This is a genomic window from Pseudomonas umsongensis (genome assembly GCF_012647205.1).
Lineage (GTDB): Bacteria > Pseudomonadota > Gammaproteobacteria > Pseudomonadales > Pseudomonadaceae > Aquipseudomonas > Aquipseudomonas umsongensis.
The window spans coordinates 1,357,714-1,380,948 of the sequence record NZ_CP051487.1; the positions used below are offsets into that span (position 1 = coordinate 1,357,714).

The 23,235-nt window shown below is 58.6% G+C and carries 25 protein-coding genes; 20 read left to right on the top strand and 5 right to left on the bottom strand.

Annotated features, from left to right (window positions below; genetic code table 11):
* From kdsA to ispD, 4 genes are all read left to right on the top strand, one after another.
* Complete coding sequence (gene kdsA, locus HGP31_RS06025) at positions 1 to 846, top strand: 3-deoxy-8-phosphooctulonate synthase (protein WP_020795984.1); 846 nt, start codon at positions 1 to 3, stop codon at positions 844 to 846.
* A gap of 156 nt (positions 847 to 1,002) precedes the next feature.
* Complete coding sequence (eno, locus tag HGP31_RS06030; protein ID WP_008057334.1) at positions 1,003 to 2,292, top strand: phosphopyruvate hydratase; 1,290 nt, start codon at positions 1,003 to 1,005, stop codon at positions 2,290 to 2,292.
* 328 nt (positions 2,293 to 2,620) lie between these two features.
* On the top strand, positions 2,621 to 2,899 hold the full coding sequence (gene ftsB, locus HGP31_RS06035; protein ID WP_008057335.1) for a cell division protein FtsB: 279 nt from the start codon (positions 2,621 to 2,623) through the stop codon (positions 2,897 to 2,899).
* Positions 2,896 to 3,603 (top strand): 2-C-methyl-D-erythritol 4-phosphate cytidylyltransferase, encoded by a 708-nt coding sequence (gene ispD / locus HGP31_RS06040; protein ID WP_168757321.1) that lies wholly within the window; start codon positions 2,896 to 2,898, stop codon positions 3,601 to 3,603. Before ftsB ends, ispD begins: the two co-directional genes overlap by 4 nt.
* Positions 3,604 to 3,680: 77 nt before the next feature.
* On the opposite strand, the gene HGP31_RS06045 is transcribed toward ispD, so the two are convergent.
* Positions 3,681 to 4,577, bottom strand: coding sequence for a LysR family transcriptional regulator (locus tag HGP31_RS06045; RefSeq protein ID WP_020795986.1), 897 nt, complete (start codon positions 4,575 to 4,577; stop codon positions 3,681 to 3,683).
* 107 nt (positions 4,578 to 4,684) lie between these two features.
* Here HGP31_RS06045 and HGP31_RS06050 point away from each other — a divergent pair, with 107 nt between their 5' ends.
* From HGP31_RS06050 to rpoS, 8 genes are all read left to right on the top strand, one after another.
* Complete coding sequence (locus HGP31_RS06050; protein WP_033040729.1) at positions 4,685 to 5,797, top strand: S-(hydroxymethyl)glutathione dehydrogenase/class III alcohol dehydrogenase; 1,113 nt, start codon at positions 4,685 to 4,687, stop codon at positions 5,795 to 5,797.
* An 8-nt stretch (positions 5,798 to 5,805) separates the two neighbouring features.
* Positions 5,806 to 6,651 (top strand): S-formylglutathione hydrolase, encoded by an 846-nt coding sequence (gene fghA / locus HGP31_RS06055; protein ID WP_033040732.1) that lies wholly within the window; start codon positions 5,806 to 5,808, stop codon positions 6,649 to 6,651.
* Between the two features lie 43 nt (positions 6,652 to 6,694).
* Positions 6,695 to 7,168 (top strand): 2-C-methyl-D-erythritol 2,4-cyclodiphosphate synthase, encoded by a 474-nt coding sequence (gene ispF / locus HGP31_RS06060; protein ID WP_020795989.1) that lies wholly within the window; start codon positions 6,695 to 6,697, stop codon positions 7,166 to 7,168.
* Positions 7,165 to 8,223, top strand: coding sequence for a tRNA pseudouridine(13) synthase TruD (truD, locus tag HGP31_RS06065; RefSeq protein ID WP_033040735.1), 1,059 nt, complete (start codon positions 7,165 to 7,167; stop codon positions 8,221 to 8,223). The genes ispF and truD overlap by 4 nt, the downstream gene beginning before the upstream one ends.
* Positions 8,211 to 8,963: a 5'/3'-nucleotidase SurE gene (gene surE / locus HGP31_RS06070; RefSeq protein ID WP_168757322.1), complete on the top strand. Its 753-nt coding sequence runs from the start codon at positions 8,211 to 8,213 to the stop codon at positions 8,961 to 8,963. Before truD ends, surE begins: the two co-directional genes overlap by 13 nt.
* Positions 8,964 to 9,001: 38 nt before the next feature.
* Complete coding sequence (locus HGP31_RS06075; RefSeq protein WP_173667175.1) at positions 9,002 to 9,637, top strand: protein-L-isoaspartate(D-aspartate) O-methyltransferase; 636 nt, start codon at positions 9,002 to 9,004, stop codon at positions 9,635 to 9,637.
* 211 nt (positions 9,638 to 9,848) lie between these two features.
* Entirely contained in the window at positions 9,849 to 10,706 is an 858-nt protein-coding gene (locus HGP31_RS06080; RefSeq protein WP_033040739.1) for a peptidoglycan DD-metalloendopeptidase family protein, read from the top strand.
* A gap of 105 nt (positions 10,707 to 10,811) precedes the next feature.
* Entirely contained in the window at positions 10,812 to 11,819 is a 1,008-nt protein-coding gene (gene rpoS, locus HGP31_RS06085) for an RNA polymerase sigma factor RpoS (protein ID WP_020795994.1), read from the top strand.
* 520 nt (positions 11,820 to 12,339) lie between these two features.
* Here the strand turns inward: rpoS and fdxA are convergent.
* Complete coding sequence (gene fdxA / locus HGP31_RS06090) at positions 12,340 to 12,663, bottom strand: ferredoxin FdxA (protein WP_083348328.1); 324 nt, start codon at positions 12,661 to 12,663, stop codon at positions 12,340 to 12,342.
* A gap of 142 nt (positions 12,664 to 12,805) precedes the next feature.
* Entirely contained in the window at positions 12,806 to 15,385 is a 2,580-nt protein-coding gene (mutS, locus tag HGP31_RS06095; RefSeq protein ID WP_033045311.1) for a DNA mismatch repair protein MutS, read from the bottom strand.
* Between the two features lie 202 nt (positions 15,386 to 15,587).
* Between mutS and HGP31_RS06100 the strand changes: the two genes are divergently transcribed.
* The 6 genes from HGP31_RS06100 (at position 15,588) to recX (ending at position 19,835) form a co-directional block, all read left to right on the top strand.
* Positions 15,588 to 16,322, top strand: coding sequence for a LexA family transcriptional regulator (locus tag HGP31_RS06100; RefSeq protein ID WP_168759134.1), 735 nt, complete (start codon positions 15,588 to 15,590; stop codon positions 16,320 to 16,322).
* Positions 16,323 to 16,532: 210 nt separating this feature from the next.
* The gene (locus tag HGP31_RS06105) at positions 16,533 to 16,880 is read left to right on the top strand and encodes a phage holin family protein (RefSeq protein WP_020795998.1); all 348 of its coding nucleotides are present in this window, start codon (positions 16,533 to 16,535) and stop codon (positions 16,878 to 16,880) included.
* 179 nt (positions 16,881 to 17,059) lie between these two features.
* Complete coding sequence (locus HGP31_RS06110; RefSeq protein WP_020795999.1) at positions 17,060 to 17,626, top strand: glycoside hydrolase family 19 protein; 567 nt, start codon at positions 17,060 to 17,062, stop codon at positions 17,624 to 17,626.
* 90 nt (positions 17,627 to 17,716) lie between these two features.
* Positions 17,717 to 18,217 carry a CinA family protein gene (locus tag HGP31_RS06115; protein WP_020796000.1) on the top strand — a complete coding sequence of 167 codons (501 nt, stop codon included), beginning with the start codon at positions 17,717 to 17,719 and terminating at the stop codon, positions 18,215 to 18,217.
* An 83-nt stretch (positions 18,218 to 18,300) separates the two neighbouring features.
* Entirely contained in the window at positions 18,301 to 19,359 is a 1,059-nt protein-coding gene (recA, locus tag HGP31_RS06120) for a recombinase RecA (RefSeq protein WP_008060630.1), read from the top strand.
* 8 nt (positions 19,360 to 19,367) lie between these two features.
* A complete protein-coding gene (gene recX / locus HGP31_RS06125; RefSeq protein WP_020796001.1) occupies positions 19,368 to 19,835 on the top strand; it encodes a recombination regulator RecX in 468 nt (155 codons plus the stop codon).
* A 42-nt stretch (positions 19,836 to 19,877) separates the two neighbouring features.
* Here recX and HGP31_RS06130 read toward each other — a convergent pair whose 3' ends face one another.
* A complete protein-coding gene (locus HGP31_RS06130; RefSeq protein WP_020796002.1) occupies positions 19,878 to 20,996 on the bottom strand; it encodes an LOG family protein in 1,119 nt (372 codons plus the stop codon).
* A 475-nt stretch (positions 20,997 to 21,471) separates the two neighbouring features.
* On the opposite strand from HGP31_RS06130, the gene HGP31_RS06135 reads away from it, so the two are divergent.
* A complete protein-coding gene (locus HGP31_RS06135) occupies positions 21,472 to 21,666 on the top strand; it encodes a hypothetical protein (protein WP_020796003.1) in 195 nt (64 codons plus the stop codon).
* A gap of 1 nt (position 21,667) precedes the next feature.
* Here the strand turns inward: HGP31_RS06135 and HGP31_RS06140 are convergent, their stop codons facing one another.
* Positions 21,668 to 22,090: a PA3611 family quorum-sensing-regulated virulence factor gene (locus tag HGP31_RS06140; protein ID WP_020796004.1), complete on the bottom strand. Its 423-nt coding sequence runs from the start codon at positions 22,088 to 22,090 to the stop codon at positions 21,668 to 21,670.
* Between the two features lie 187 nt (positions 22,091 to 22,277).
* Between HGP31_RS06140 and HGP31_RS06145 the strand changes: the two genes are divergently transcribed.
* Positions 22,278 to 23,021, top strand: a complete 744-nt coding sequence (locus HGP31_RS06145) for a tRNA-uridine aminocarboxypropyltransferase (RefSeq protein ID WP_020796005.1) — start codon at positions 22,278 to 22,280, stop codon at positions 23,019 to 23,021.
* Positions 23,022 to 23,235 lie beyond the last annotated feature (214 nt).

Below are 23,235 nucleotides of genomic sequence, written 5' to 3' on the forward strand. Positions count from 1 at the left end.
ATGGCGCAGAAGATCATCCGCGTAGGCGATATCGAGATTGCCAACGACAAGCCAATGGTTTTGTTCGGTGGCATGAACGTGCTGGAAAGCCGCGACATGGCGATGCAGGTCTGTGAAGAGTACGTGAAGGTTACCCAGAAACTGGGTATCCCTTACGTGTTCAAGGCCAGCTTCGACAAGGCTAACCGTTCCTCCGTGACCTCTTACCGTGGTCCCGGCCTGGAAGAGGGCATGCGGATTTTCCAGGACATCAAGCAAGCCTTCGGCGTGCCGATCATCACCGACGTCCACGAGCCGGAGCAGGCCGCGGTCGTCGCTGAAGTCTGTGAGATCATCCAGCTGCCGGCCTTCCTGTCTCGCCAGACCGACCTCGTGGTCGCGATGGCCAAGACCGGCGCGGTGATCAACATCAAGAAAGCCCAGTTCCTCGCACCTCATGAAATGAAACACATCCTGAGTAAGTGCGTGGAAGCGGGTAACGATCAGTTGATCCTCTGCGAGCGTGGTTCGAGCTTCGGCTACAACAACCTGGTCGTCGACATGCTCGGCTTCGGCATCATGAAGCAGTTCGAATACCCGGTGTTCTTCGACGTGACCCACGCGCTGCAAATGCCTGGCGGTCGTTCCGACTCCGCCGGTGGGCGTCGCGCCCAGGTCACCGACCTGGCCAAGGCCGGCATGAGCCAGTCCCTGGCGGGCCTGTTCCTCGAAGCCCACCCGGATCCGGACAACGCCAAGTGCGACGGTCCTTGCGCCTTGCGCCTGGACAAACTGGAGCCATTCCTGGCCCAGCTCAAAGCCCTGGACGAACTGGTGAAGAGTTTTCCGACGGTAGAAACCGCGTAATCCTCAATTCTCCGGTAAAGTACCGCACGATTTAATGCTCAGGCCCTCGGGCCTGATCCTTATCGTCCGCAAGCCTGCCCGCTGCAACTCACTTGCCGACGGTAAAAGATTTCCTCTAGCTGCGTCGTTTTCGTCAACTTTGGAGTGTTTACAACAATGGCTAAAATCGTCGACATCAAAGGTCGTGAAGTTCTCGACTCCCGTGGCAATCCCACCGTGGAAGCGGATGTGCTTCTCGATAACGGCATCATCGGCAGCGCTTGCGCGCCGTCCGGTGCTTCCACTGGCTCGCGTGAAGCGCTCGAGCTGCGTGATGGCGACAAGAGCCGTTACCTGGGCAAGGGTGTACTCAAGGCCGTGGCCAACATCAACGGTCCGATCAAAGACCTGTTGAAAGGCATGGACCCAAGCGACCAGAAAGCCCTCGACCTGGCGATGATCAAGCTCGACGGTACTGAAAACAAAGGTTCCCTGGGCGCCAACGCGATCCTCGCCGTTTCCCTGGCCGCGGCCAAGGCAGCAGCACAGGACCAGGACCTGCCGCTGTACGCGCACATCGCCAACCTGAACGGCACCCCGGGTGTTTACTCGATGCCGGTTCCGATGATGAACATCATCAACGGTGGCGAGCACGCCGATAACAACGTCGACATCCAGGAATTCATGGTGCAGCCGGTTGGCGCCAAGTCTTTCTCGGAAGGCCTGCGCATGGGCACCGAGATTTTCCATCACCTCAAGGCTGTTCTGAAGGCCCGTGGCCTGAGCACTGCAGTGGGCGACGAAGGTGGTTTCGCACCTAACCTGGCTTCCAACGAAGACGCTTTGAAAGTGATCTCCGAAGCTGTGGCCAACGCCGGTTACACCTTGGGCACCGACGTGACCCTGGCCCTGGACTGTGCAGCCAGCGAATTCTACGAAGACGGCAAGTACAACCTGTCCGGCGAAGGCCAGGTGTTCACCGCTGAAGGTTTCGCCGACTACCTGAAAGGCCTGACCGAGCGTTACCCGATCATCTCCATCGAAGATGGCCTGGACGAGTCCGACTGGGCTGGCTGGAAAATCCTCACCGACAAGATCGGCGAGAAGACCCAGCTGGTAGGCGATGACCTGTTCGTAACCAACACCAAGATCCTGAAAGAAGGCATCGACAAGAAGATCGCCAACTCGATCCTGATCAAGTTCAACCAGATCGGCACCCTGACCGAAACCCTGGAAGCCATCCAGATGGCCAAGGCCGCCGGTTACACCGCCGTGATCTCGCACCGTTCGGGCGAAACCGAAGATTCGACCATTGCCGACCTGGCCGTGGGCACTTCGGCTGGCCAGATCAAGACCGGCTCCCTGTGCCGTTCCGACCGCGTTTCCAAGTACAACCAACTGCTGCGTATCGAAGAGCAGTTGAACGGTAAAGCCAAGTACAACGGCCGCAGCGAATTCCGCGGTTGATAGAGTGCCGTGCCTCGCCAATACTGCTCATTTTTGACGGTGCCTGTTGTCGTCATACTGCGTTGCCGCTCCTCGCCATAGCCAGCTATGACTCGTCGCGGCGCCTTGTCTGACAACAACAGTCACTCGTCAAAAAGGAGCGTATTGGTGAGGCACGGCACTGGCTGGTAAAAAAGACACCGGATTGTGTCGGAAAAATCGCAACAGCGACGCTTTTGCCACTAATCTGATGCCTTGAAAGCACAAGCCTGGTTCTTCCAGGCTTCGTGCTATCAGTAGCTTCACGTTTTGGTATGGCTGTCTTTTTTCACTGGATACCTGATATTCGATGCGCAGTCCCAATTGGTTGTTTCTCGTCTTGCTCCTGTTGCTGGCTGGCCTGCAATACCGCCTGTGGGTGGGTAATGGCAGTCTGGCGCAAGTGGCTGAGCTGACGCAGCAGATTGCGGATCAGCAGGCCGAGAACCAGACATTGCTGGAGCGTAATCGCGTGATGGACGCGGAAGTCAGTGAGTTGAAAAAGGGCATGGAGACCGTTGAAGAGCGGGCTCGCCATGAGTTGGGCATGGTCAAGGACGGTGAAACCCTTTACCAGTTGGCGCAATGAACCTGTCTCTGCCGGCCTTCTGGGCCGTGATTCCTGCCGCGGGCGTCGGTGCCCGTATGGCCGCGGACCGTCCCAAGCAATACTTGCAACTGGGCGGGCGCACTATTCTCGAACACAGCCTTGGCTGTTTTCTCGATCATCCTTGCCTGAAAGGCCTGGTGGTCAGTCTTGCTGTTGATGATCCTTATTGGTCGAGCCTGACGCTTGCCGGCGATCCGCGTATAACACGGGTCGAGGGTGGCGCCGAGCGTTCCGGATCGGTGCTCAACGCATTGCTGCATTTGCATGCCCAAGGTGCCGATGATGAGGATTGGGTGTTGGTTCACGATGCCGCACGGCCAAACCTGAGTCGGAACGATCTGGACAAGCTGCTGGCGGAGTTGGCGGATGATCCTGTCGGTGGACTGCTGGCGGTTCCGGCGCGGGATACGCTCAAACGGGTCGACAAGCACGGTCGTGTGGTCGAAACCGTGGATCGCAGTGTGATCTGGCAGGCCTACACGCCGCAGATGTTTCGCCTCGGTGCGTTGCATCGGGCATTGGCGGACAGCCTGGTGGCTGAAGCCGTGATTACCGATGAGGCTTCCGCCATGGAGTGGGCCGGGCTGGCTCCTCGCTTGATTGAAGGACGGTCGGACAACCTCAAGGTTACTCGCCCTGAAGACCTCGAGTGGTTGAGACAACGTTGGGCCAACCGCCGCTAAAAGATCGCAGCCTGCGGCAGCTCCTACAGTAGACCGCATTCAATGTAGGAGCTGCCGCAGGCTGCGATCTTTTGATCTTAGGTTCGATACTCCGGCCTCTCGGCCAACCCCTCCTTCAAATAATCCACCAGCTTGCGCACCTTCGGCGACAAATGCCGCTGCTGCGGATACAGCGCCCAAACAGCTGTATTCGGCGGTTGATGGGCTTCGAGCAACGAAATCAACGCGCCGCTTTTCAGGTGCTCCAGCACGTAATAGTCCGGCAGCTGACACAACCCCACACCCTGTAGCGCCGCGTCCAGCACCGCTTGCCCACTGTTGCACCGCCAGTTTCCCTGGACCCGCTGGGAAAATTCCCGCCCGTTCTGTTCCAGTTGCCAGAGGTCCGAACTGCCAACAAGACAATTGTGCCGGCTCAGTTCCGACAAGCTGTGAGGTCGACCATAGCGTTCCAGGTAGGACGGAGAGGCACAGAGGAACATGCGCCGAGGAGCGAGGCGCGTGGCGACCAGTCGTGAGTCCTGCAAGCGCCCCAGGCGGATCGCCAGGTCCAGGCCTTCATGCACCAGGTCGAGTTGTCGATTGCTCAGTTCGATGTCGATTCGAAGTTGTGGATAAAGCCCCATGAAGCGAGTCACCAGGGGTACTATGAAACGTTCGCCGTACGCCACGGCACAGGTCATGCGCAGCATGCCCTTGGGTTCGCTGGTCAAGTCGCCGACCGCCCGCAGGGCCTCTTCGCGGCCATCCTGCAAGCGCTGGCAATGTTGCAGGAAGGTTTGCCCGGCCTCGGTCAGCGTGACCCGGCGAGTACTGCGATAGAGCAGGCGGGTTTGCAGGCGCTCTTCCAGGCGTACGATTTGTCTACTGATATGCGAGGACGAAACCCCAAGGCGTTCAGCGGCAGCGGTGAACTGGCTGCACTCGGCGACGGCAACGAATTCGTCGATCCCTTCCCAGCGATTTTCAGACATGGAGGATTATCCCTGTACAGCAATAATATTTTGCATTTGCCTCGATTATTCATCGTTGAGGCATGTATTACACTCCCTGTCTCGTTTTTATTCACTGGAGAATCACCATGATCAAGTCGCGCGCCGCCGTTGCCTTCGAGGCCAAGAAACCTCTGGAGATCGTTGAAGTCGATGTCGCCATGCCCAAGGCCGGTGAAGTATTGCTGCGCGTGGTGGCTTCCGGTGTCTGCCATACCGATGCCTACACCCTCTCGGGCGCTGACCCGGAAGGCATTTTCCCGTCCATCCTCGGTCACGAAGGCGGGGCTATCGTCGAAGCGATCGGCGAAGGCGTGACCTCGGTGGCGGTTGGCGATCATGTGATCCCGCTGTACACCCCGGAATGCCGTCAGTGCAAATTCTGCCTGTCGGGCAAAACCAACCTCTGCCAGGCGATTCGCGCAACCCAGGGCAAAGGCCTGATGCCGGACGGCACAACTCGTTTTTCCTACAAGGGCCAGCCGATTTTCCACTACATGGGGACTTCGACTTTCTCCGAGTACACCGTGCTGCCGGAAATTTCCGTGGCCAAGATCGCCAAGGAAGCGCCGCTGGAAAAAGTCTGCCTGTTGGGTTGTGGTGTCACCACCGGCATCGGCGCCGTGTTGAACACGGCCAAGGTGAAACCGGGTGATACCGTGGCCATTTTCGGCCTCGGCGGTATTGGTCTGTCGGCCATCATCGGCGCAGTTAAAGCCAAGGCGGCACGGATCATCGCCATCGACATCAACCCGGCCAAATTCGAGATCGCCAAGCAGCTGGGTGCAACCGATTGTGTAAACCCGAAAGACTTCGACCGTCCGATCCAGGAAGTCATTGTCGACATGACCGACGGCGGCGTCGACTTTTCCTTTGAGTGCATCGGCAATGTGCAACTGATGCGTGCTGCCCTCGAGTGCTGCCACAAGGGTTGGGGCGAGTCGGTAATCATCGGTGTAGCCGGTGCTGGCCAGGAAATTTCCACCCGTCCGTTCCAACTGGTCACCGGTCGCGTCTGGCGCGGTTCGGCGTTCGGCGGCGTGCGCGGTCGTACCGAATTGCCAAGCTATGTGGAAATGGCCGAGGCCGGTGAAATCCCGCTGGATACCTTCATTACCCACACCATGGGCCTGGAAGATATCAACAAGGCGTTTGACCTGATGCATGAAGGCAAGAGCATCCGTTCCGTCATTCATTTCTGAGGTCAGTCATGAGCCTGGAAAATATCTCCTGCCAGAAAAGCTTCGGTGGTTGGCACAAGCGTTATCGCCATCGCTCGGAAACGCTCGGTTGCGACATGGTGTTTGCCGTGTACCTGCCGCCGCAAGCCGAGCAGGGCGGCAAGTTGCCAGTGCTGTACTGGTTGTCCGGCCTGACCTGCACAGACGAGAACTTCATGCAAAAGGCCGGCGCCATGCGCATGGCCGCCGAATTGGGACTGATCATCGTCGCACCGGACACCAGCCCTCGCGGTCCCGACGTGCCGGGCGATCCGGACGGTGCCTGGGACTTCGGCCTCGGCGCCGGGTTTTATCTGAACGCCACCCAGGAACCCTGGTCGCGCCACTATCGCATGCATGACTATGTCGTGCAGGAACTGCCGGCGTTGGTCGAGGCGCATTTCCCGGCGTCGGACAAACGCGGCATCAGCGGTCACTCCATGGGTGGCCACGGTGCGCTGGTCTGTGCCTTACGCAATCCGGGGCGTTATCTGTCGGTATCGGCGTTCTCGCCGATCAACAATCCGATGGATTGCCCGTGGGGGCAGAAAGCCTTTTCCCGCTATCTGGGAGAAGACCGTTCGAAATGGCGTGAATGGGATGCCTGTGCATTAATCGCCGAGGCCGATGAAAAGCTGCCGCTGTTGGTTGACCAAGGCGATCGCGACGATTTCCTCGCTAATCAGCTGAAGCCTGAAGCCTTGCAACAGGCGACCAAACTGGCTGGTCACCCGCTGACGTTGCGCCTGCAACCGGGCTATGACCACAGCTATTTCTTCATCGCCAGTTTCATCGATGAACACTTGCGGCATCACGCGCATGCTCTAGGTGCCTAATGCAGGTAGAATCACGCCCTGACAAAATTCGGGGCGTTTTTTTATGCGTATTGGCCACGGCTATGATGTGCACCGTTTCGCTGAAGGCGATTTCATCACTCTGGGCGGCGTGCGCATTGCACACGGCTTCGGGCTGCTCGCTCACTCCGACGGTGACGTCCTGCTGCACGCCTTGAGCGATGCCTTGCTCGGCGCGGCTGCGCTGGGTGACATCGGCAAGCATTTCCCGGACACCGACCCGCAATTCAAGGGCGCCGACAGCCGAGCGCTGTTGCGTCATGTCGTCGCATTGATCCACGCCAAAGGCTGGAAGGTCGGTAACGTCGATAACACCATCGTTGCCCAGGCGCCAAAAATGGCCCCACATATCGAATCGATGCGCGCGCTGATTGCCGCGGATCTTCAAGTTGAGTTGGATCAAGTGAACGTGAAAGCTACCACCACCGAGAAGCTCGGCTTTGTCGGTCGCGAAGAGGGCATTGCCGTGCATTCCGTTGCCTTGTTGCTGCGCGCATGAACGAACTGCAATTGCTCGGCCCGCGGGCCTATGGGGAACCGCTCGGCAGCGCCGTACTGAAAGCCATCGCGGAAGATTTCCAGGTCGATGAAGTCCTTGATATTCCCTTGAGCGGTGATGGCGAACACCTGTGGATCTGGGTGGAAAAACGCGGCCTGAATACTGAAGAGGCGGCACGTCGAATCGCCAAGGCAGCCGGGGTGTCATTGCGCACCGTCAGCTACGCCGGACTCAAGGATCGCCAGGCGCTGACACGCCAGTGGTTCAGCGTGCAACTGCCGGGCAAGGCCGATCCGGATCTGTCCGCGGCAGAAAACGACACGCTTAGAATCCTCAAGACCAGCCGGCATAAACGCAAGCTGCAACGCGGTGCCCACTCGGCCAACGGCTTCACCTTGCGCCTGACACAGTTCGCGGGTGACAAGGCTGCCATCGAAGAGCGGCTGCAGCTGATTGCCAAGCAAGGCATCCCCAATTATTTCGGTGCCCAGCGCTTTGGGCATGACGGCGGCAACGTGGTCGACGCCCGCGCCTGGGCTGCGCGCAAGGCCTTGCCGGAGCAGCGCAACGTGCGTTCGCGCCTGCTTTCCACAGCTCGCAGTTTTCTGTTCAACCAGGTGTTGGCGGCGCGTGTCGCCGACGGCACCTGGCAGCAAGCGCAGGTCGGCGATCTGTTGGCATTCACTGACAGCCGCAGCTTCTTTGCGGCCGGCGAAGCTGAATGCAGTGACCCGCGACTGGCGATTCTCGATCTGCACCCGACCGGTCCACAGTGGGGCGAAGGTGACTCGCCGGCCCTGGGCGCTGTCCATGAACTGGAGCAGGCGATAGCCGCGCGCGAAGTGGAACTTCGCGATTGGTTGGTCAACGCCGGAATGAGCCATGAACGTCGCATCCTGCGGCTGCCCATTGCCGGGTTGACGTGGCATTATCCCTCGCCTGACATTCTGCAACTGGAATTCGTCCTGCCGGCCGGATGCTTCGCCACCGTATTGGTGCGCGAGCTTGTCGATCTGGTGCCGGTGGGGCAGACGGACAGCCCATGCGTATTCTGATTTCTAACGACGACGGGGTAACCGCACCCGGACTCGCCGCGCTTTATGCTGCGCTGGCGTATTACACCGAGTGCGTGGTGGTTGCCCCGGACCAGGACAAAAGCGGCGCGAGCAGTTCGCTCACGCTGGACCGTCCGTTACATCCACACACGCTTGCCAACGGCTTTATCAGCGTCAATGGCACGCCGACCGATTGTGTGCACCTGGGCCTCAACGGCTTGTTGGAGCGTGAAGCGGACATGGTGGTGTCCGGCATCAACCTGGGCGCCAACCTGGGGGACGACGTGCTCTACTCGGGTACGGTTGCGGCGGCGCTCGAAGGTCGATTCCTGACGCGGCCTGCGTTTGCCTTTTCGCTGGTCTCGCGACAGGTCGACAACCTGGCCACGGCGGCCCACTTTGCGCGCAAACTGGTCGAGGCCCATGCGGATCTCGAGCTGCCACCGCGTACGGTACTGAACGTGAACATTCCCAATTTGCCGCTGGAGCACATCCGCGGTATCCAGTTGACCCGCCTCGGGCATCGCGCCCGCGCGGCAGCGCCGATGAAGGTGGTCGACCCGCGAGGCAAGTCCGGGTACTGGATCGCTGCGGCGGGGGACGCTGAGGATGGCGGTCCTGGCACCGATTTCCATGCCGTAATGCAAGGCTATGTTTCCATCACCCCTTTGCAGCTTGATCGCACCTTCAATGATGCCTTCAGGAGCCTCGACGGATGGTTGGAGGGCCTGCGACCATGACGCGTGGACAAGACGACATGATGCGTCGCGGCATCGGCATGACCTCGCAACGGACCCGCGAGCGCCTGATCCAGCGCCTGTATGAGGAGGGGATTTGCAACGCCAAGGTGTTGGAAGTCATTCGGCGTACTCCGCGTCATCTGTTCGTCGACGAGGCATTGGCGCACCGAGCCTACGAAGACACGGCGCTACCCATCGGCCATAACCAGACCATCTCCCAGCCCTACATGGTGGCTCGCATGAGCGAGTTACTGCTCGAAGCCGGGCCATTGGACAAGGTCATGGAAATTGGTACGGGGTCGGGGTATCAGACGGCGGTGCTGTCGCAACTGGTCGAACGGGTCTTTTCCGTGGAACGTATCAAGGTGCTGCAAGACCGGGCCAAGGAACGCCTGGTCGAGCTGAACTTGCGTAACGTGGTATTTCGCTGGGGCGATGGCTGGGAGGGCTGGCCAGCACTGGCGCCCTACAACGGCATTATCGTTACGGCGGTGGCAACAGACGTTCCTCAGGCGCTGCTCGATCAACTGGCCCCGGGTGGGCGCCTGGTGATCCCGGTGGGCTCCGGTGAGGTGCAACAATTGATGCTGATCATCCGGGAAGAACATGGCTTTTCCAGGCGTGTCCTGGGGTCGGTGCGCTTCGTCCCGTTACTCAATGGTCCACTGGCCTGAGCATTTATTTAAACGCGCTGAATTCTCTTCGATTGCCTCTGTCTTACAGCGGGGTCGATTGGTTAAACGGGTTGTTTCGGCGGACAGCAAACGTGTGCGCCAAGCGAGTTCGCTTCATTAAGGGTAAAGCCGGCACGGCCCGTTATACTTGCGACACTTCGTGCCGGAACACGGCAAATTACATTTTCAGCCACCACAAAGGGAGCGGCGGGTGAGTCTCACAGTCATAGCGCAGCGTATGGGTACAACGAGCTTTCAGCGCCTGGTGACTGGCCTTGTCATGAGCACCCTGCTGGTCGGTTGCTCCAGTAACAAATCCAGCGACGTACGCGTTGTCGACCGCAACAATGCCGCCGCCCAGCGTCCGGCCGTGACCACCGGGCAATACGTCGTTCGCCCCAAGGACACGCTGTTTTCCATCGCCTTTCGCTACGGCTGGGATTACAAGGCACTGGCGGCGCGCAATAACATAGCGCCGCCGTACACCATCCATCCGGGTCAGACGATTCGCTTCGATGGACGCAGCGGTTCAACGCCGACAACGGTGGTCAGCTCCTCCAGTTCTTCGCCTTCATCGTCAAGTAAGACCACGGTCATCCGTCGCTCTGCAGACGGTACGACCACGACGACACCGGTGGTTGTACCGTCCGTCGCGAACAAGCCGGCACCCACTCCACTGCCTCCACCGGGTCCAGCCCCGACCGGCTGGGGGTGGCCATCTAATGGCATTTTAATCGGCAAATTCTCCTCAAACGGTAGTTTGAATAAAGGAATTGATATCGCAGGGGATTTGGGACAGCCTGTTTTAGCTGCGTCTGATGGGACGGTGGTATACGCCGGGAGTGGCTTAAGGGGCTACGGCGAATTAGTCATCATCAAGCACAGTGAAACCTACGTCAGTGCCTACGGACATAACCGCAGGCTGTTGGTTCGGGAGGGGCAGCAGGTCAAGGTCGGACAGACAATTGCCGAAATGGGGTCAACGGGTACAGACCGGGTGAAACTGCATTTTGAGATTCGCCGCCAAGGTAAACCTGTAGATCCGCTGCAATTCCTGCCGCGTCGTTGATCGCTTTCCAGCCTGTTCCGTCACGTAGAGGGGACAGGCTCCAGCGTTGCCAGGGATAAAGGCGCCGCTTGAGCTTGAGGTCGAACTCACCAAAGGACTATAACAATGGCTCTCAGTAAAGAAGTGCCGGAGTTTGACATCGACGATGAGGTTCTCCTGATGGAGGCCGACGTCGGCACGGATTCGATGTCGAATGATGAAGGGGCGGCTCCACCTTCCGTTCGTGCCAAATCCAAACACTCCGCGACATTGAAGCAACACAAGTACATCGATTACACGCGGGCACTCGATGCCACGCAGCTGTACCTCAATGAAATCGGCTTTTCCCCTCTACTGTCCCCCGAAGAAGAAGTGCATTTTGCGCGCCTGTCGCAAAGTGGTGATCCGGCCGGGCGCAAACGCATGATCGAAAGTAACCTGCGCCTGGTGGTGAAAATCGCCCGACGTTACGTCAATCGGGGCCTTTCGCTGCTCGATCTGATCGAAGAGGGCAACCTCGGATTGATCAGGGCGGTGGAGAAATTCGACCCTGAGCGCGGCTTCCGCTTCTCAACCTACGCAACCTGGTGGATTCGTCAGACCATCGAGCGCGCAATCATGAATCAGACCCGGACCATCCGGTTGCCGATCCATGTGGTCAAGGAGCTCAACGTGTACCTGCGGGCCGCACGGGAGTTGACGCAAAAACTCGATCATGAACCCTCACCCGAGGAGATCGCCAACCTGCTGGAAAAACCGGTAGCGGAGGTCAAGCGCATGCTGGGCCTCAACGAGCGGGTTTCTTCGGTCGACGTCTCGCTGGGTCCGGATTCGGATAAGACCCTGCTGGACACCCTTACCGACGATCGCCCAACCGATCCATGCGAGCTACTGCAGGATGACGACCTGTCTCAAAGCATCGACCAATGGCTCTCGGAGTTGACCGACAAGCAGCGCGAGGTGGTTGTACGCCGCTTCGGCCTGCGCGGTCACGAGAGCAGCACCCTTGAAGATGTGGGCCTGGAAATTGGCCTGACCCGGGAGCGGGTTAGACAGATTCAGGTAGAAGGCCTGAAGCGTCTGCGGGAGATCCTGGAGAAAAACGGGCTATCGAGCGAGTCGCTATTTCAATAAGCCATTCGTTTGCTGGATAACAAGAAGCCCCGACTGGTTCGGGGCTTTTTGTTATCTGCAATTCTGGTTTTGATCTCGGGGACGCCAGCGCGGCTTTGTAGCTTCAGGGTGTAAGTCTTCGCTTACTCTTTGCGTAAGTGTTCACTATTTTTACAGGTTGGCAGTCGACCATATTTTTCGCAGGTCTTTTTTATCCGACTGATAAACAAGCAGATTTTCTAACATGAACGGGATGTGACAAGCCATCAGGGCCTGATCGGACGATTGCTCTTGGCGGTAAAAACTCTAGTATCGGTGTTGTGTCAACGGATAGACACGCCCTTCAAGGATGAGGGGAAAGGACATCGCAGGAAGCGATTCATCAGGATGATGAAAAGGAACACAGGGAATAGGGAAAAAATGTGGGCGGGTCATACCGCCCCTTTTTTTTGCCTGCACCTGTAGGAGCTGCCGAAGGCTGCGATCTTTTGATCTTAAAAAAAAGGCCCTTGTGGGGCCTTTTTCAGGAACGCGGGGATAATCAGCGTTCGAGGTGTTCGATCTTGCCTGGCTTGCCATCCCACTCAGCGGCATCGGGCAACGGATCTTTGCGTTCGGTAACGTTCGGCCAGATCTCAGCCAATTCGAGGTTCAGCTCGATAAAGTTTTCCATGCCTGCAGGCACCTCATCTTCGGAGAAGATGGCCACGGCAGGGCATTCAGGTTCGCACAGTGCGCAGTCGATGCACTCATCCGGGTGAATCACCAGGAAATTCGGGCCTTCGTAAAAGCAGTCCACCGGACAGACTTCTACGCAGTCGGTGTACTTGCACTTGATGCAGTTGTCGGTGACGACGAAGGTCATTTCTAATTTTCTCCTCAGGCGCGGCTTGCAGCGCCCCTTCACGTAGGGGTCGCAAGGTTTGGGAGCGATAGTCTGCAAGCCAGGCTAATAGCCCGCAGCATCCCAAACCGCGCGAGATTCTAACAGCTTGCAAGCCTGTGCGTTAGACCCGTGTCTTTAGTGTATAGAGCATTTCGAGTGCGCGACGTGGCGTCATGTTGTCCAGATCAAGTTTGGCCAGTTCATCCAGCACCGGATGTGGCAAGCTCGCGAACATGTCGCTCTGCTGCGGCGTGGCCGGTTTGCCTTTGGCTGGCGCAGGCGCCTCATGGGGCAGGGCGGTGTCTTCCAGCCGGCTCAAGTGCTCACGGGCGCGTACGATCACTTCGTTCGGAACACCAGCCAACTGCGCGACTGCCAGGCCATAGCTCTGGCTGGCCGGCCCTGGCAGTACATGGTGCAGGAACACGATGCGTTCGTTGTGCTCGGTGGCATTGAGGTGCACGTTGGCCACCAATGGCTGGGCTTCCGGCAGTACCGTCAGCTCAAAGTAGTGGGTGGCGAACAACGTGTAGGCCCGCAGGTGTGCCAGGCGTTCCGCCGCCGCCCACGCCAGGGACAGGCCGTCGAAGGTGCTGGTGCCGCGCCCGACTTCGTCCATCAGCACCAGGCTGCGTTCGGTGGCGTTGTGCAGGATGTTGGCGGTTTCGCTCATCTCGACCATGAAGGTCGAGCGCCCGCCGGCCAGGTCATCGCTGGAGCCGATTCGGGTGAAGATGCGGTCGACCAGGGACAATTCACAACTGGCCGCCGGCACGAAGCTGCCGATGTGTGCCAGGAGTACAATCAAGGCGGTCTGGCGCATGTAGGTGGACTTACCGCCCATGTTCGGACCGGTGATCACCAGCATGCGGGTGTTGTCGTCGAGACTCAGGTCGTTGGCCACGAAAGGCGTGGTCAATACTTGTTCAACCACAGGGTGACGACCCTGGGTGATCCGCATGCACGGCTCGCTGACAAAACGCGGGCAGTTCAGGTCGAGGTTCAGCGCCCGTTCGGCCAGGTTACTCAGTACGTCGAGCTCGGCCAGCGCTGCAGCAGTGTCCTGCAAGGGTGGCAGTTGGGCGATCAGGTCTTCGAGCAGCGCTTCGTACAGCATCTTCTCACGTGCCAGGGCACGGCTCTTGGCAGAAAGAGCCTTGTCTTCGAAGGCCTTCAGTTCCGGCGTAATGAAGCGCTCGGCGCCTTTGAGGGTCTGGCGGCGAATGTAGTCGGCGGGTGCGGATTCAGCCTGCTTGCTCGGCAGTTCGATGAAGTAGCCGTGGATGCGGTTGTAGCCGACTTTCAGGTGAGACAGGCCGGTGCGGGCTTTTTCGCGGGCTTCGAGGTCGATCAGGAATTGCCCGGCGTTTTCGCTGAGTGATTGCAGTTCATCGAGTTCGCTGTCGTAACCGGTTTTCAACACCCCGCCGTCACGGATCACCGCGGGCGGGTTGTCGATGATGGCTTTTTCCAGCAAGGCCGCCAGCTCCGGGTAGGTGCTGGTAGTGTCTGCCAGTTGGTTGAGGTGCGGCGCTTCAAGTTCGGTCATTGCCGCTTGCAGTTGCGGCAGCGCGCCGAGGGCATCGCGCAGGCGCGCGAGGTCGCGCGGACGGGCATTGCGCAGGCCGATCCGGGCGAGAATGCGCTCGATGTCGCCGATTTCCTTGAGCTGCGGCTGCAGCTTTTCGAAACGGTAGCCGTCCAGCAGGCAGGTGATCGAGGTCTGCCGCGCCAGCAACACGTTCAGGTCACGCAGCGGGCGGTTCAGCCAGCGAGTCAGCAGGCGGCTGCCCATGGCGGTCTGGCAACGATCGACCACCGACTGCAGGGTGTTGTCACGACCGCCGGCCAGGTTGGTGTCCAGTTCCAGGTTGCGGCGACTCGCCCCATCCAGCACCACGGTATCGTCCAGGCGTTCGTGGCGCAGGCTGCGCAAGTGCGGCAGGGCGGTGCGCTGGGTTTCTTTCGCGTAGGCCAGCAGGCAACCGGCGGCGCCGATGGCCAGGGTCAGGTTTTCACAACCGAAACCCTTGAGGTCCTGGGTCGAGAATTGCTGGCAAAGACTCTTGAAGGCCGAATCACGTTCGAAATCCCACGGCGCACGACGACGAACGCCACGACGTTTCTCGGCAGGCAGATCCTTGGGCCAGTCATCCGGGATCAGCAATTCCACTGGATTGACGCGCTCCAGTTCCGCCAGCAGGTTTTCCCAGCCCTTGATTTCCAGCACGCTGAAGTTGCCACTGGTGATATCCAGCACCGCCAGGCCGAACAGGCGCTCGTCGCCCAGGACGGCGGCGATCAGGTTGTCCCGGCGCTCATCGAGCAGTGCTTCGTCGCTCACCGTGCCCGGGGTGATGATCCGCACTACCTGGCGATCCACCGGGCCTTTGCTGGTGGCCGGGTCGCCGACCTGCTCGCAGATCACCACCGACTCGCCGAGCTTTACCAGTTTCGCCAGATAACCTTCCGCCGCATGGTAAGGAATGCCGCACATCGGAATCGCCTGGCCGGCTGACTGCCCGCGAGCGGTCAGGGTGATGTCGAGGAGCTTGGCGGCCTTCTTCGCGTCTTCATAGAAGATCTCGTAGAAGTCGCCCATGCGATAGAACATAAGCTGGTCAGGGTGCTGGTTCTTTAGCCGCCAGTATTGCTGCATCATCGGCGTGTGCGAGGACAGGTCGGAGAGGGCTTTATTCATCGGATTGCCAGGAAAACTCATTCAAAAGGTGTGGGGCAAAAGCGAGCATGGGCACGGCTTTTCCGCGATGGGCGCAAGGTTACCATGGGCAGTCTGGTTGACGCAGGCATCACGGCCGGGTGACGTCTTCATTGATCAATCATGCATCGTTTATGCAATTAAGCATTTGTCGTGGCAAAAAACTTCGAGCATTATGCGCATTATGCAAAAACGCAATGTTTCGACCGTTTTAAGAGCGCTGCTCGATCAGCACGGTATCTCCCCAACGGAGCTTCACCGTCGCACCGGCGTGCCTCAATCCACCCTTTCGCGCATCCTCAGCGGGAAGATTGTCGACCCCTCTGATAAGCACATTTCGAAGATCGCCGAATACTTCGCCGTCAGTACCGATCAATTGCGTGGCCGGGTGCTTATCGCGCAGGCGTTGGGTGCCCGGCGTGAAGCCGCGCACTCGCAACTTACCGACATCAGTCTGTGGGACGACGATACCCCTATTGATGACGACGAGGTCTCGGTACCCTTTCTTCGCGAGGTTGAATTGGCTGCAGGATCAGGAAGATTCGTCATCGAAGAGAGCGAGCGCGCCAGCCTGCGCTTCGGCAAGCGTAGCTTGCGCCATAACGGCGTGCAGTTCGACCAGGCCAAATGCGTGACGGTGCGCGGCAACAGCATGCTGCCGGTGTTGCGCGACGGTGCCACGGTGGGCGTCAACGCCGGCAAGTGTGGGATTGGCGATATCGTCGATGGCGACCTCTATGCCATCAATCATAACGGCCAGTTGCGAGTGAAACAGCTGTATCGGCTGCCGACAGGGATTCGCCTGCGTAGCTTTAACCGCGAAGAGCATCCTGACGAGGACTACACCTTCCTGGAAATGCAGGAGGAGCAGATCCTGATCCTGGGTCATGTGTTCTGGTGGGGCATGTACGCGCGTTGACCTTTGGTTTGCCGCCTCGCAGGAGCCAGGCTTGCCGGCGAACCAGACACCGCGGTTTTTCTACAATACGGCGTTATCGTTGTTCGCCCTTACGAAGCTAAGTATTTTACTCGGCAAATAAATGCATTAATGCATTGACTGTATATGCATACATGCATAATCTTGCGCTTAACCGCTAGCATCACAAGCCAGGCATCCTGGAGGCCCGACATGACAAACGAGCAGCAACTGTTGCTGGACCTGCCTATCTGGCTCGTCGTCGCGCTCGCAGTGGTCAGTGGGGTGTCCGGGGAAATGTGGCGCGCCGACAAGGAGGGCGCCCGTGGCTGGTCATTGCTGAGACGCCTGGCTTTGCGTTCCGGGGCCTGCATGGTGTGCGGCGTCTCGGCGATGATGTTGCTGTACGCCGCCGGGATGTCGATCTGGGCCGCCGGCGCCTTCGGTTGTCTCACCGCGATAGCCGGGGCTGACATGGCCGTAGGATTGTACGGGCGCTGGGTGGCCAGGCGTATCGGTATCGATGATGCACCGCCGCGCGATTCTCGCTCCGACCCATAGTGAATGGCTGGCGCTCTGCGCGCTGCGCTGGCAACACAACACGGTGCAACAATTACCGGCGGGGCTTGCGTGGGAGAGGTGTGTAGTCTGGCGTTCGGGATGCGGCGTTCAATACGCTGCCGGCGTATTTCTCCCGGCGCCATCTTGCGAATTTCATGCATCAATCAAAGGAACGAGCGATGCGCCTCACTGAGCAGCAGTTACTCATGATTTTCCCAGGTGCCCGCACTCGATCGGGCCTGTTCATTCTCGCCCTCAATAACGCCATGGCACGTCGTAACATCAGTACCCCCGGGCGTATCGCCGCCTTCCTGGCGCAAATCGGCCACGAGTCGGGGCAACTGCAATATGTGCGAGAGTTGGGCGGCGAAAAATATCTCGAGAAATACGATACCGGGGACCTGGCCATGCGCCTGGGCAACTCCCCTGAAGCCGACGGCGACGGTCAACGCTATCGGGGGCGTGGGCTGATCCAGATCACCGGTCGCAGTAATTATCTGCAGTGCAGTCGGGCACTTTTTGGTGATGAGCGTTTGTTGCAGCAACCGGAACTGTTGGAGCTGCCACAATGGGCCGCTGAATCCGCGGCCTGGTTCTGGGAGCGAAACGGCCTCAATGAACTGGCCGACGTCGATGAGTTCAACAGTATTACTCGACGTATCAATGGCGGTTTGAACGGGCTGCAGGAACGTTTGCTGCTTTGGAAGCAGGCAAAGACGGTGTTGCTCCCGCCTGCAAGCCTGTGAGATGTGTGTCCGGGCGGCTCGTGCCTGTAACTTGCAAGCACCATTCGCTCGTGTACGTTAAGCCTCATTCCGTTCGATCAGGAGATGACCGTGAAAGAAATCACACAGCTGGCCGCTGAACTCGGCAGGCGCCTGCAGGTTCTCAATGCCCATGTCACCGCCGCCGAATCCTGTACGGGCGGGGGCATCAGCGAGGCGATTACCCGGATACCGGGTAGCTCGGCGTGGTTCGAGGCCGGTTATGTCACCTATTCCAACCGACAGAAGACGCTCCAGCTGAATGTGCCGCCCGAGCTGTTTTCAACGGTAGGGGCGGTCAGTCGGGAAGTGGTCGAGGCCATGGTCCGTGGTGCGCAGGAAAAAAGCCATGCGCGTTTTGCCGTGGCGGTCAGTGGGGTGGCGGGGCCGGACGGTGGTTCACCGAAGAAGCCGGTGGGCACCGTATGGCTGGCCTGGGGCGTCGACGATCAGGTGTTCAGCGAGGTGCAGCACTTTGCCGGTAACCGTGACGAGGTTCGCCGACAAACGGTGAAGGCCGCGCTAGAGGGGCTGCTGCGCCATGCTGCGGGAGAAATCTCAAATCAGGGGTAGGCGATCCGCAAACGCTGTGGAATAATACTGGCTACTTATACAGGTGTTGGCCGTCAGGCCTTATTGATTACGTGAGGACTTTAATGGACGACAACAAGAAGAAAGCCTTGGCTGCGGCCCTGGGTCAGATCGAACGTCAATTCGGCAAGGGTGCCGTAATGCGTATGGGCGATCAGGACCGTCAGGCGATTCCGGCCATCTCCACTGGCTCTCTGGGTCTGGACATCGCTTTGGGCATTGGCGGTCTGCCAAAAGGTCGCATTGTTGAAATCTACGGTCCTGAATCTTCCGGTAAAACCACACTGACATTGTCCGTGATCGCCCAGGCTCAGAAAGCCGGCGCGACCTGCGCATTCGTCGATGCCGAACACGCCCTGGACCCTGAGTACGCCGGCAAGCTGGGCGTCAACGTCGACGACCTGCTGGTGTCCCAGCCTGACACCGGTGAGCAAGCCCTGGAAATCACCGACATGCTGGTGCGTTCCAATGCGGTCGACGTGATCATCGTCGACTCCGTGGCGGCGTTGGTGCCGAAAGCTGAAATCGAAGGCGAAATGGGTGACATGCACGTGGGCCTGCAAGCCCGTCTGATGTCCCAGGCTCTGCGTAAAATCACCGGTAACATCAAGAACGCCAACTGCCTGGTGATCTTCATCAACCAGATCCGCATGAAAATCGGCGTGATGTTCGGTAGCCCGGAAACGACTACCGGTGGTAACGCTCTGAAGTTCTACGCGTCGGTTCGTCTGGATATCCGCCGCACGGGTGCGGTGAAAGAAGGTGATGAAGTCGTCGGTAGCGAGACCCGCGTCAAGGTTGTAAAGAACAAGGTGGCTTCGCCGTTCCGTCAGGCCGAGTTCCAGATTCTTTACGGCAAGGGCATCTACCTCAACGGCGAGATGATCGACCTGGGTGTTCTGCACGGTTTCGTCGAGAAGTCCGGCGCCTGGTATGCCTATAACGGCACCAAGATCGGTCAGGGTAAGGCCAACTCGGCCAAGTACCTGGCGGATAACCCGGATATTGCCGCAACGCTTGAGAAGCAACTGCGTGACAAACTGCTGTCTCCGGCTTCGGTAGCGGATGCCAAGGCTTCTGCGGTCAAAGAGACCGAAGACGATCTGGCTGATGCTGATATCTGATTGATCCGATGACCGCTGTACTCGATACCCTCGTCGCGGTGCGGCGAACCGCAATGGACCTGCTCGCACGACGCGAGCATGGGCGCGTCGAGCTGACGCGTAAACTGCGTCAGCGCGGGGCTCTCCCCGAAATGATTGAAACAGCACTCGACCGATTGACGGAAGAGGGTTTGTTGTCCGAATCCCGCTACCTTGAAAGCTTCGTTTCCTACCGTGCCCGTAGCGGCTATGGCCCTTTACGCATTCGTGAAGAGTTAAGTCAGCGTGGCCTGCAGCGCAGTGATATCGAACTCGCCCTGCGCGAGAGCGGCATCGACTGGCAGGAACAATTGCAGGACGCCTGGCGACGCAAGTTTTCCGGGCAATTACCGATAGATGCCCGGGAGCGCGCCAAACAAGGCAGGTTCCTGGCGTATCGGGGATTCTCCATGGAAATGATCAGCCGCTTGTTCAGCGGCCGAGGGATGGACGATTGACTGAAACGGCTCACTATTTCGATAGCGGGCCGTTTTTTTGTCTCACGTAACCTTTAATGGCTCTCGCGTACGCTGCTGTGCCGGTGGCTGGGTTTGGGCCCAGTTTTCCGCCAGGTTGATGTAATCCACCAACTCGCGAAGCCGGCCGTGGTCACGAGCGGTAAAGTTAAAGGCCAGCCGCGCGAGGTGGCTGAACCGTGCTTCGTCCTGCTCCTCGCCGTTATAGGCATGTTGATGAAATTGATCGCTCAGGCACAAGTCTGCGAATGATTCCTGCATGTGTTCGAGTGCCCTGTCACTGAGCTTGTGGTTCATGCGAATCACGAACTGATGTTTGAGCCAGCGGCTGGAGTGGTAATTGCTGTAGAACTGGTTGATCTGCTCCACCGCTTCTTCGGCGCTGTAGACCAGTTTCACCAGCTTCATGTCGGTAGGCAGGATGTAACGATTCTCCTCCAGTTGATGGTGAATGAAGTCCAGTGCGCCCTGCCAGAATTTGCCGCCCGGCGCGTCCAGCAGCACTACGGGCACCAATGGGCTTTTGCCCGTCTGGATCAGCGTCAGTACTTCCAGCGCTTCGTCCAGGGTGCCGAAACCGCCTGGGCACAACACCAGTGCATCCGCTTCCTTGACGAAGAACAGCTTGCGCGTGAAGAAAAAATGGAAGGGCAGCAGGTTGGTAGTGCCCTGGACGGTGGGGTTGGCATGTTGCTCGAAGGGCAGGGTGATGTTGAATCCCAGGCTGTTTTCCAAGCCTGCACCTTCGTGGGCTGCAGCCATGATGCCGCCGCCCGCACCCGTGATGACCATCATGTCGGAGCGAGCCAGGGCGGCGCCGAGTTCGCGAGCGAGACCATATAAGGGATGTTCCACTGGCGTGCGCGCGGAGCCGAAGACTGTGACTTTGCGTCGCCCCTTGAACTGCTCAAGCACTCGGAAAGCGTGCTCCAGTTCGCGCAGGGTTTGCAGGGTTATCTTGGCATTCCAGCGATTGTGGTCTTCCTGCGCCATGCGCAGCACGGTCAGGATCATGTCGCGGTAGATCGGGGTATTCGGGCTGTTGGGTGAAACCAGGTTGAGTTGCTCTTCGACCTTGCTGATGAGGTCGTGGCCGCTTTGTTCAAAATGGCGGCTTAGGAGGTCATTCGGTTGGTAAGGCATTCAACTTCTCCTTCTGGACAGAGCCGTCGGCTTCGACCATTGACGCGTCGGCGCCACGACACTTCATGTGTCGCTGTTTGCCCAGGCCCATGCCTGGGCGATTCACTTGACCCTGGTCGGGTCACCATACCGGCTCTGTTTTTCCCTTGGATGAAAGAAACGTTCGCACAGCGCAAGACGAAACGGGCGGCGCCTTTTCCAGTCCTGACACAATGAACGTAGATACCTGAAATCTAGACCGTCGCGATGATTGTTGCCTTGATCATTGCGCCGCAAAGTCTTTCCTGGCAACCGGTTATTGACGATTTGCAAGGTGATTTCACCGCCCGTCTGAACCCGCCCCGAGTGTTCAGTACTCTGATTTACTTAGGTACAGGTATTACACGACAACTTGGCGTCAAGGGCAGGGCGCAGGGTACAAGCGGTTCAAGGATTTGCCGCTCATCACGAGTGAGGTGCAGGGAGCCGGAAAGCCATGGCCAGGGTCATTCTGGAGATCGATACGCAACTGTATCGATTGCTGAAGTCATCAGCCGAGATCAATCATTTGAGTCTCGAGGAGGAGTGCTGCCGGCGTCTTATGGACGCGCATCAGCGTTCACGTTATTTGCAGGCGCTGGTGGCGGAACTGCGCGCCGAGGATGAGCAGCGGCGCGCAAAATCCCACTGACTTACTTTTTCTTCTGGGTCGCTTTCGGGCAATCCGATTCCTGGTAGCTTGCAGAACCGACCGCGCGGTTGGTCTTTACCTCGGTGAAGTCATAACGCATGACCGCCCCCTTGGCCATCAGCTTGCGGAAGGACGGGTTGTTGCATACCGAGGCGCCAAGCTGGAAGTACACAGCCTTGGGGTCGGCACGCATCTTGTTGGCGTGGCTGCTTTGCACACTCAGGTGGTTGATCAGCACATTGCCTTCGACCGTGTAGCCCTGATCGAGAATGTCTTCATTGATCGCCCGCGGAGTGCCGACGCTGCTTTGGGTGGCGACGTTTCGCAGCTCTCTGTTCAGATTCTGCTCACTCAAGGACGCCGCCTGGGCGTTGAAGGTCGACGCCAGCAGAATGGCAGCGGTGGGAACGATAAGGCGCAGCATGAAACTCTCCTGGGGCAGTGATGGGTGTTTGACCCATCACATGACTGTGCGTTCAGTGGCGGCGAATTATAGGGGAGCAGGCCTGCACGGTACAGGTTTGCACCGGCGGGTCTGGTAAACTGCCGGCACTTTCACCCATCCGAGTGCTTTTCGTGTCGATCTCTTTTGTCTGCCGGTGTGGCCTGCGATGAACCATGCCCCCAACGCCGTAGCCCGCCTGCGCGACCAGCGCGAAGAGGAAGGTATCAAGCCGATTCAGGCCCGTGGATGGCGGGCAACAAGGTGCCGCGCTTGCCGCGTGATCGAGAGTCACTGCCTGTGCGCCTGGCGTCCGCAGGTTGAGACTCGCTCCGGGGTATGCCTGATCATGACAGGCAAGGAAGTGTTCAAGCCCAGCAACACCGGTTGGTTGATTGCCGATGTGGTGCGTGACAACCATGCCTTCATCTGGTCGCGTACCGAAGTCGATCAGCAGTTGCTGGCCTTGCTGTCCGACCCACAATGGCAGCCTTATCTGGTGTTCCCGGGTGAATATGTCGCGCCCGAGCGGGTGACTCATAGCGTGGCGGTCGATCAAGGCAGGAGGCCGCTGTTCATCTTGCTCGACGCGACGTGGACCGAAGCCCGGAAGATTTTCCGTAAAAGCCCCTATTTCGACGCGCTTCCGATCCTCAGTTTGTTGCCCGAGAAGCTTTCACGCTATCAATTGCGCCGCTCCACCCGTAGCGAACACTTGTGTACTGCGGAAGTCGCGGCGTTATGTCTCGATCTTGCAGGCGATGTAGAGGCGGCCTCGGCGCTCGACGCTTATTTCGATGTGTTCAGCCAGCATTACCTCGATGCCAAGCGTCAGCTGGAAATGGATGTTTCGACCCCGGCGCACACCGAGTTGATGGCCTATCTTCAACCAGCAGTGGCAGTGACGGCCTGATTGTCTCCGATGCTGCAATAAAGTGTACCGGCCATGTCGCTTGACCACCCCGGTTTGGCTGGGCATGCTTGGCGCCCATTAGGGTGCGGCCAGAGTTTGAAACGCCGTTTTTTGCGTTGAACGTGCCCCGTTGGAGCGGCTGCGTGGCTGTTACCTCGAGTTGTTTGGCGATACCCGAATGCATCGGGCATCCCATGAAAAACAGGATCATTTG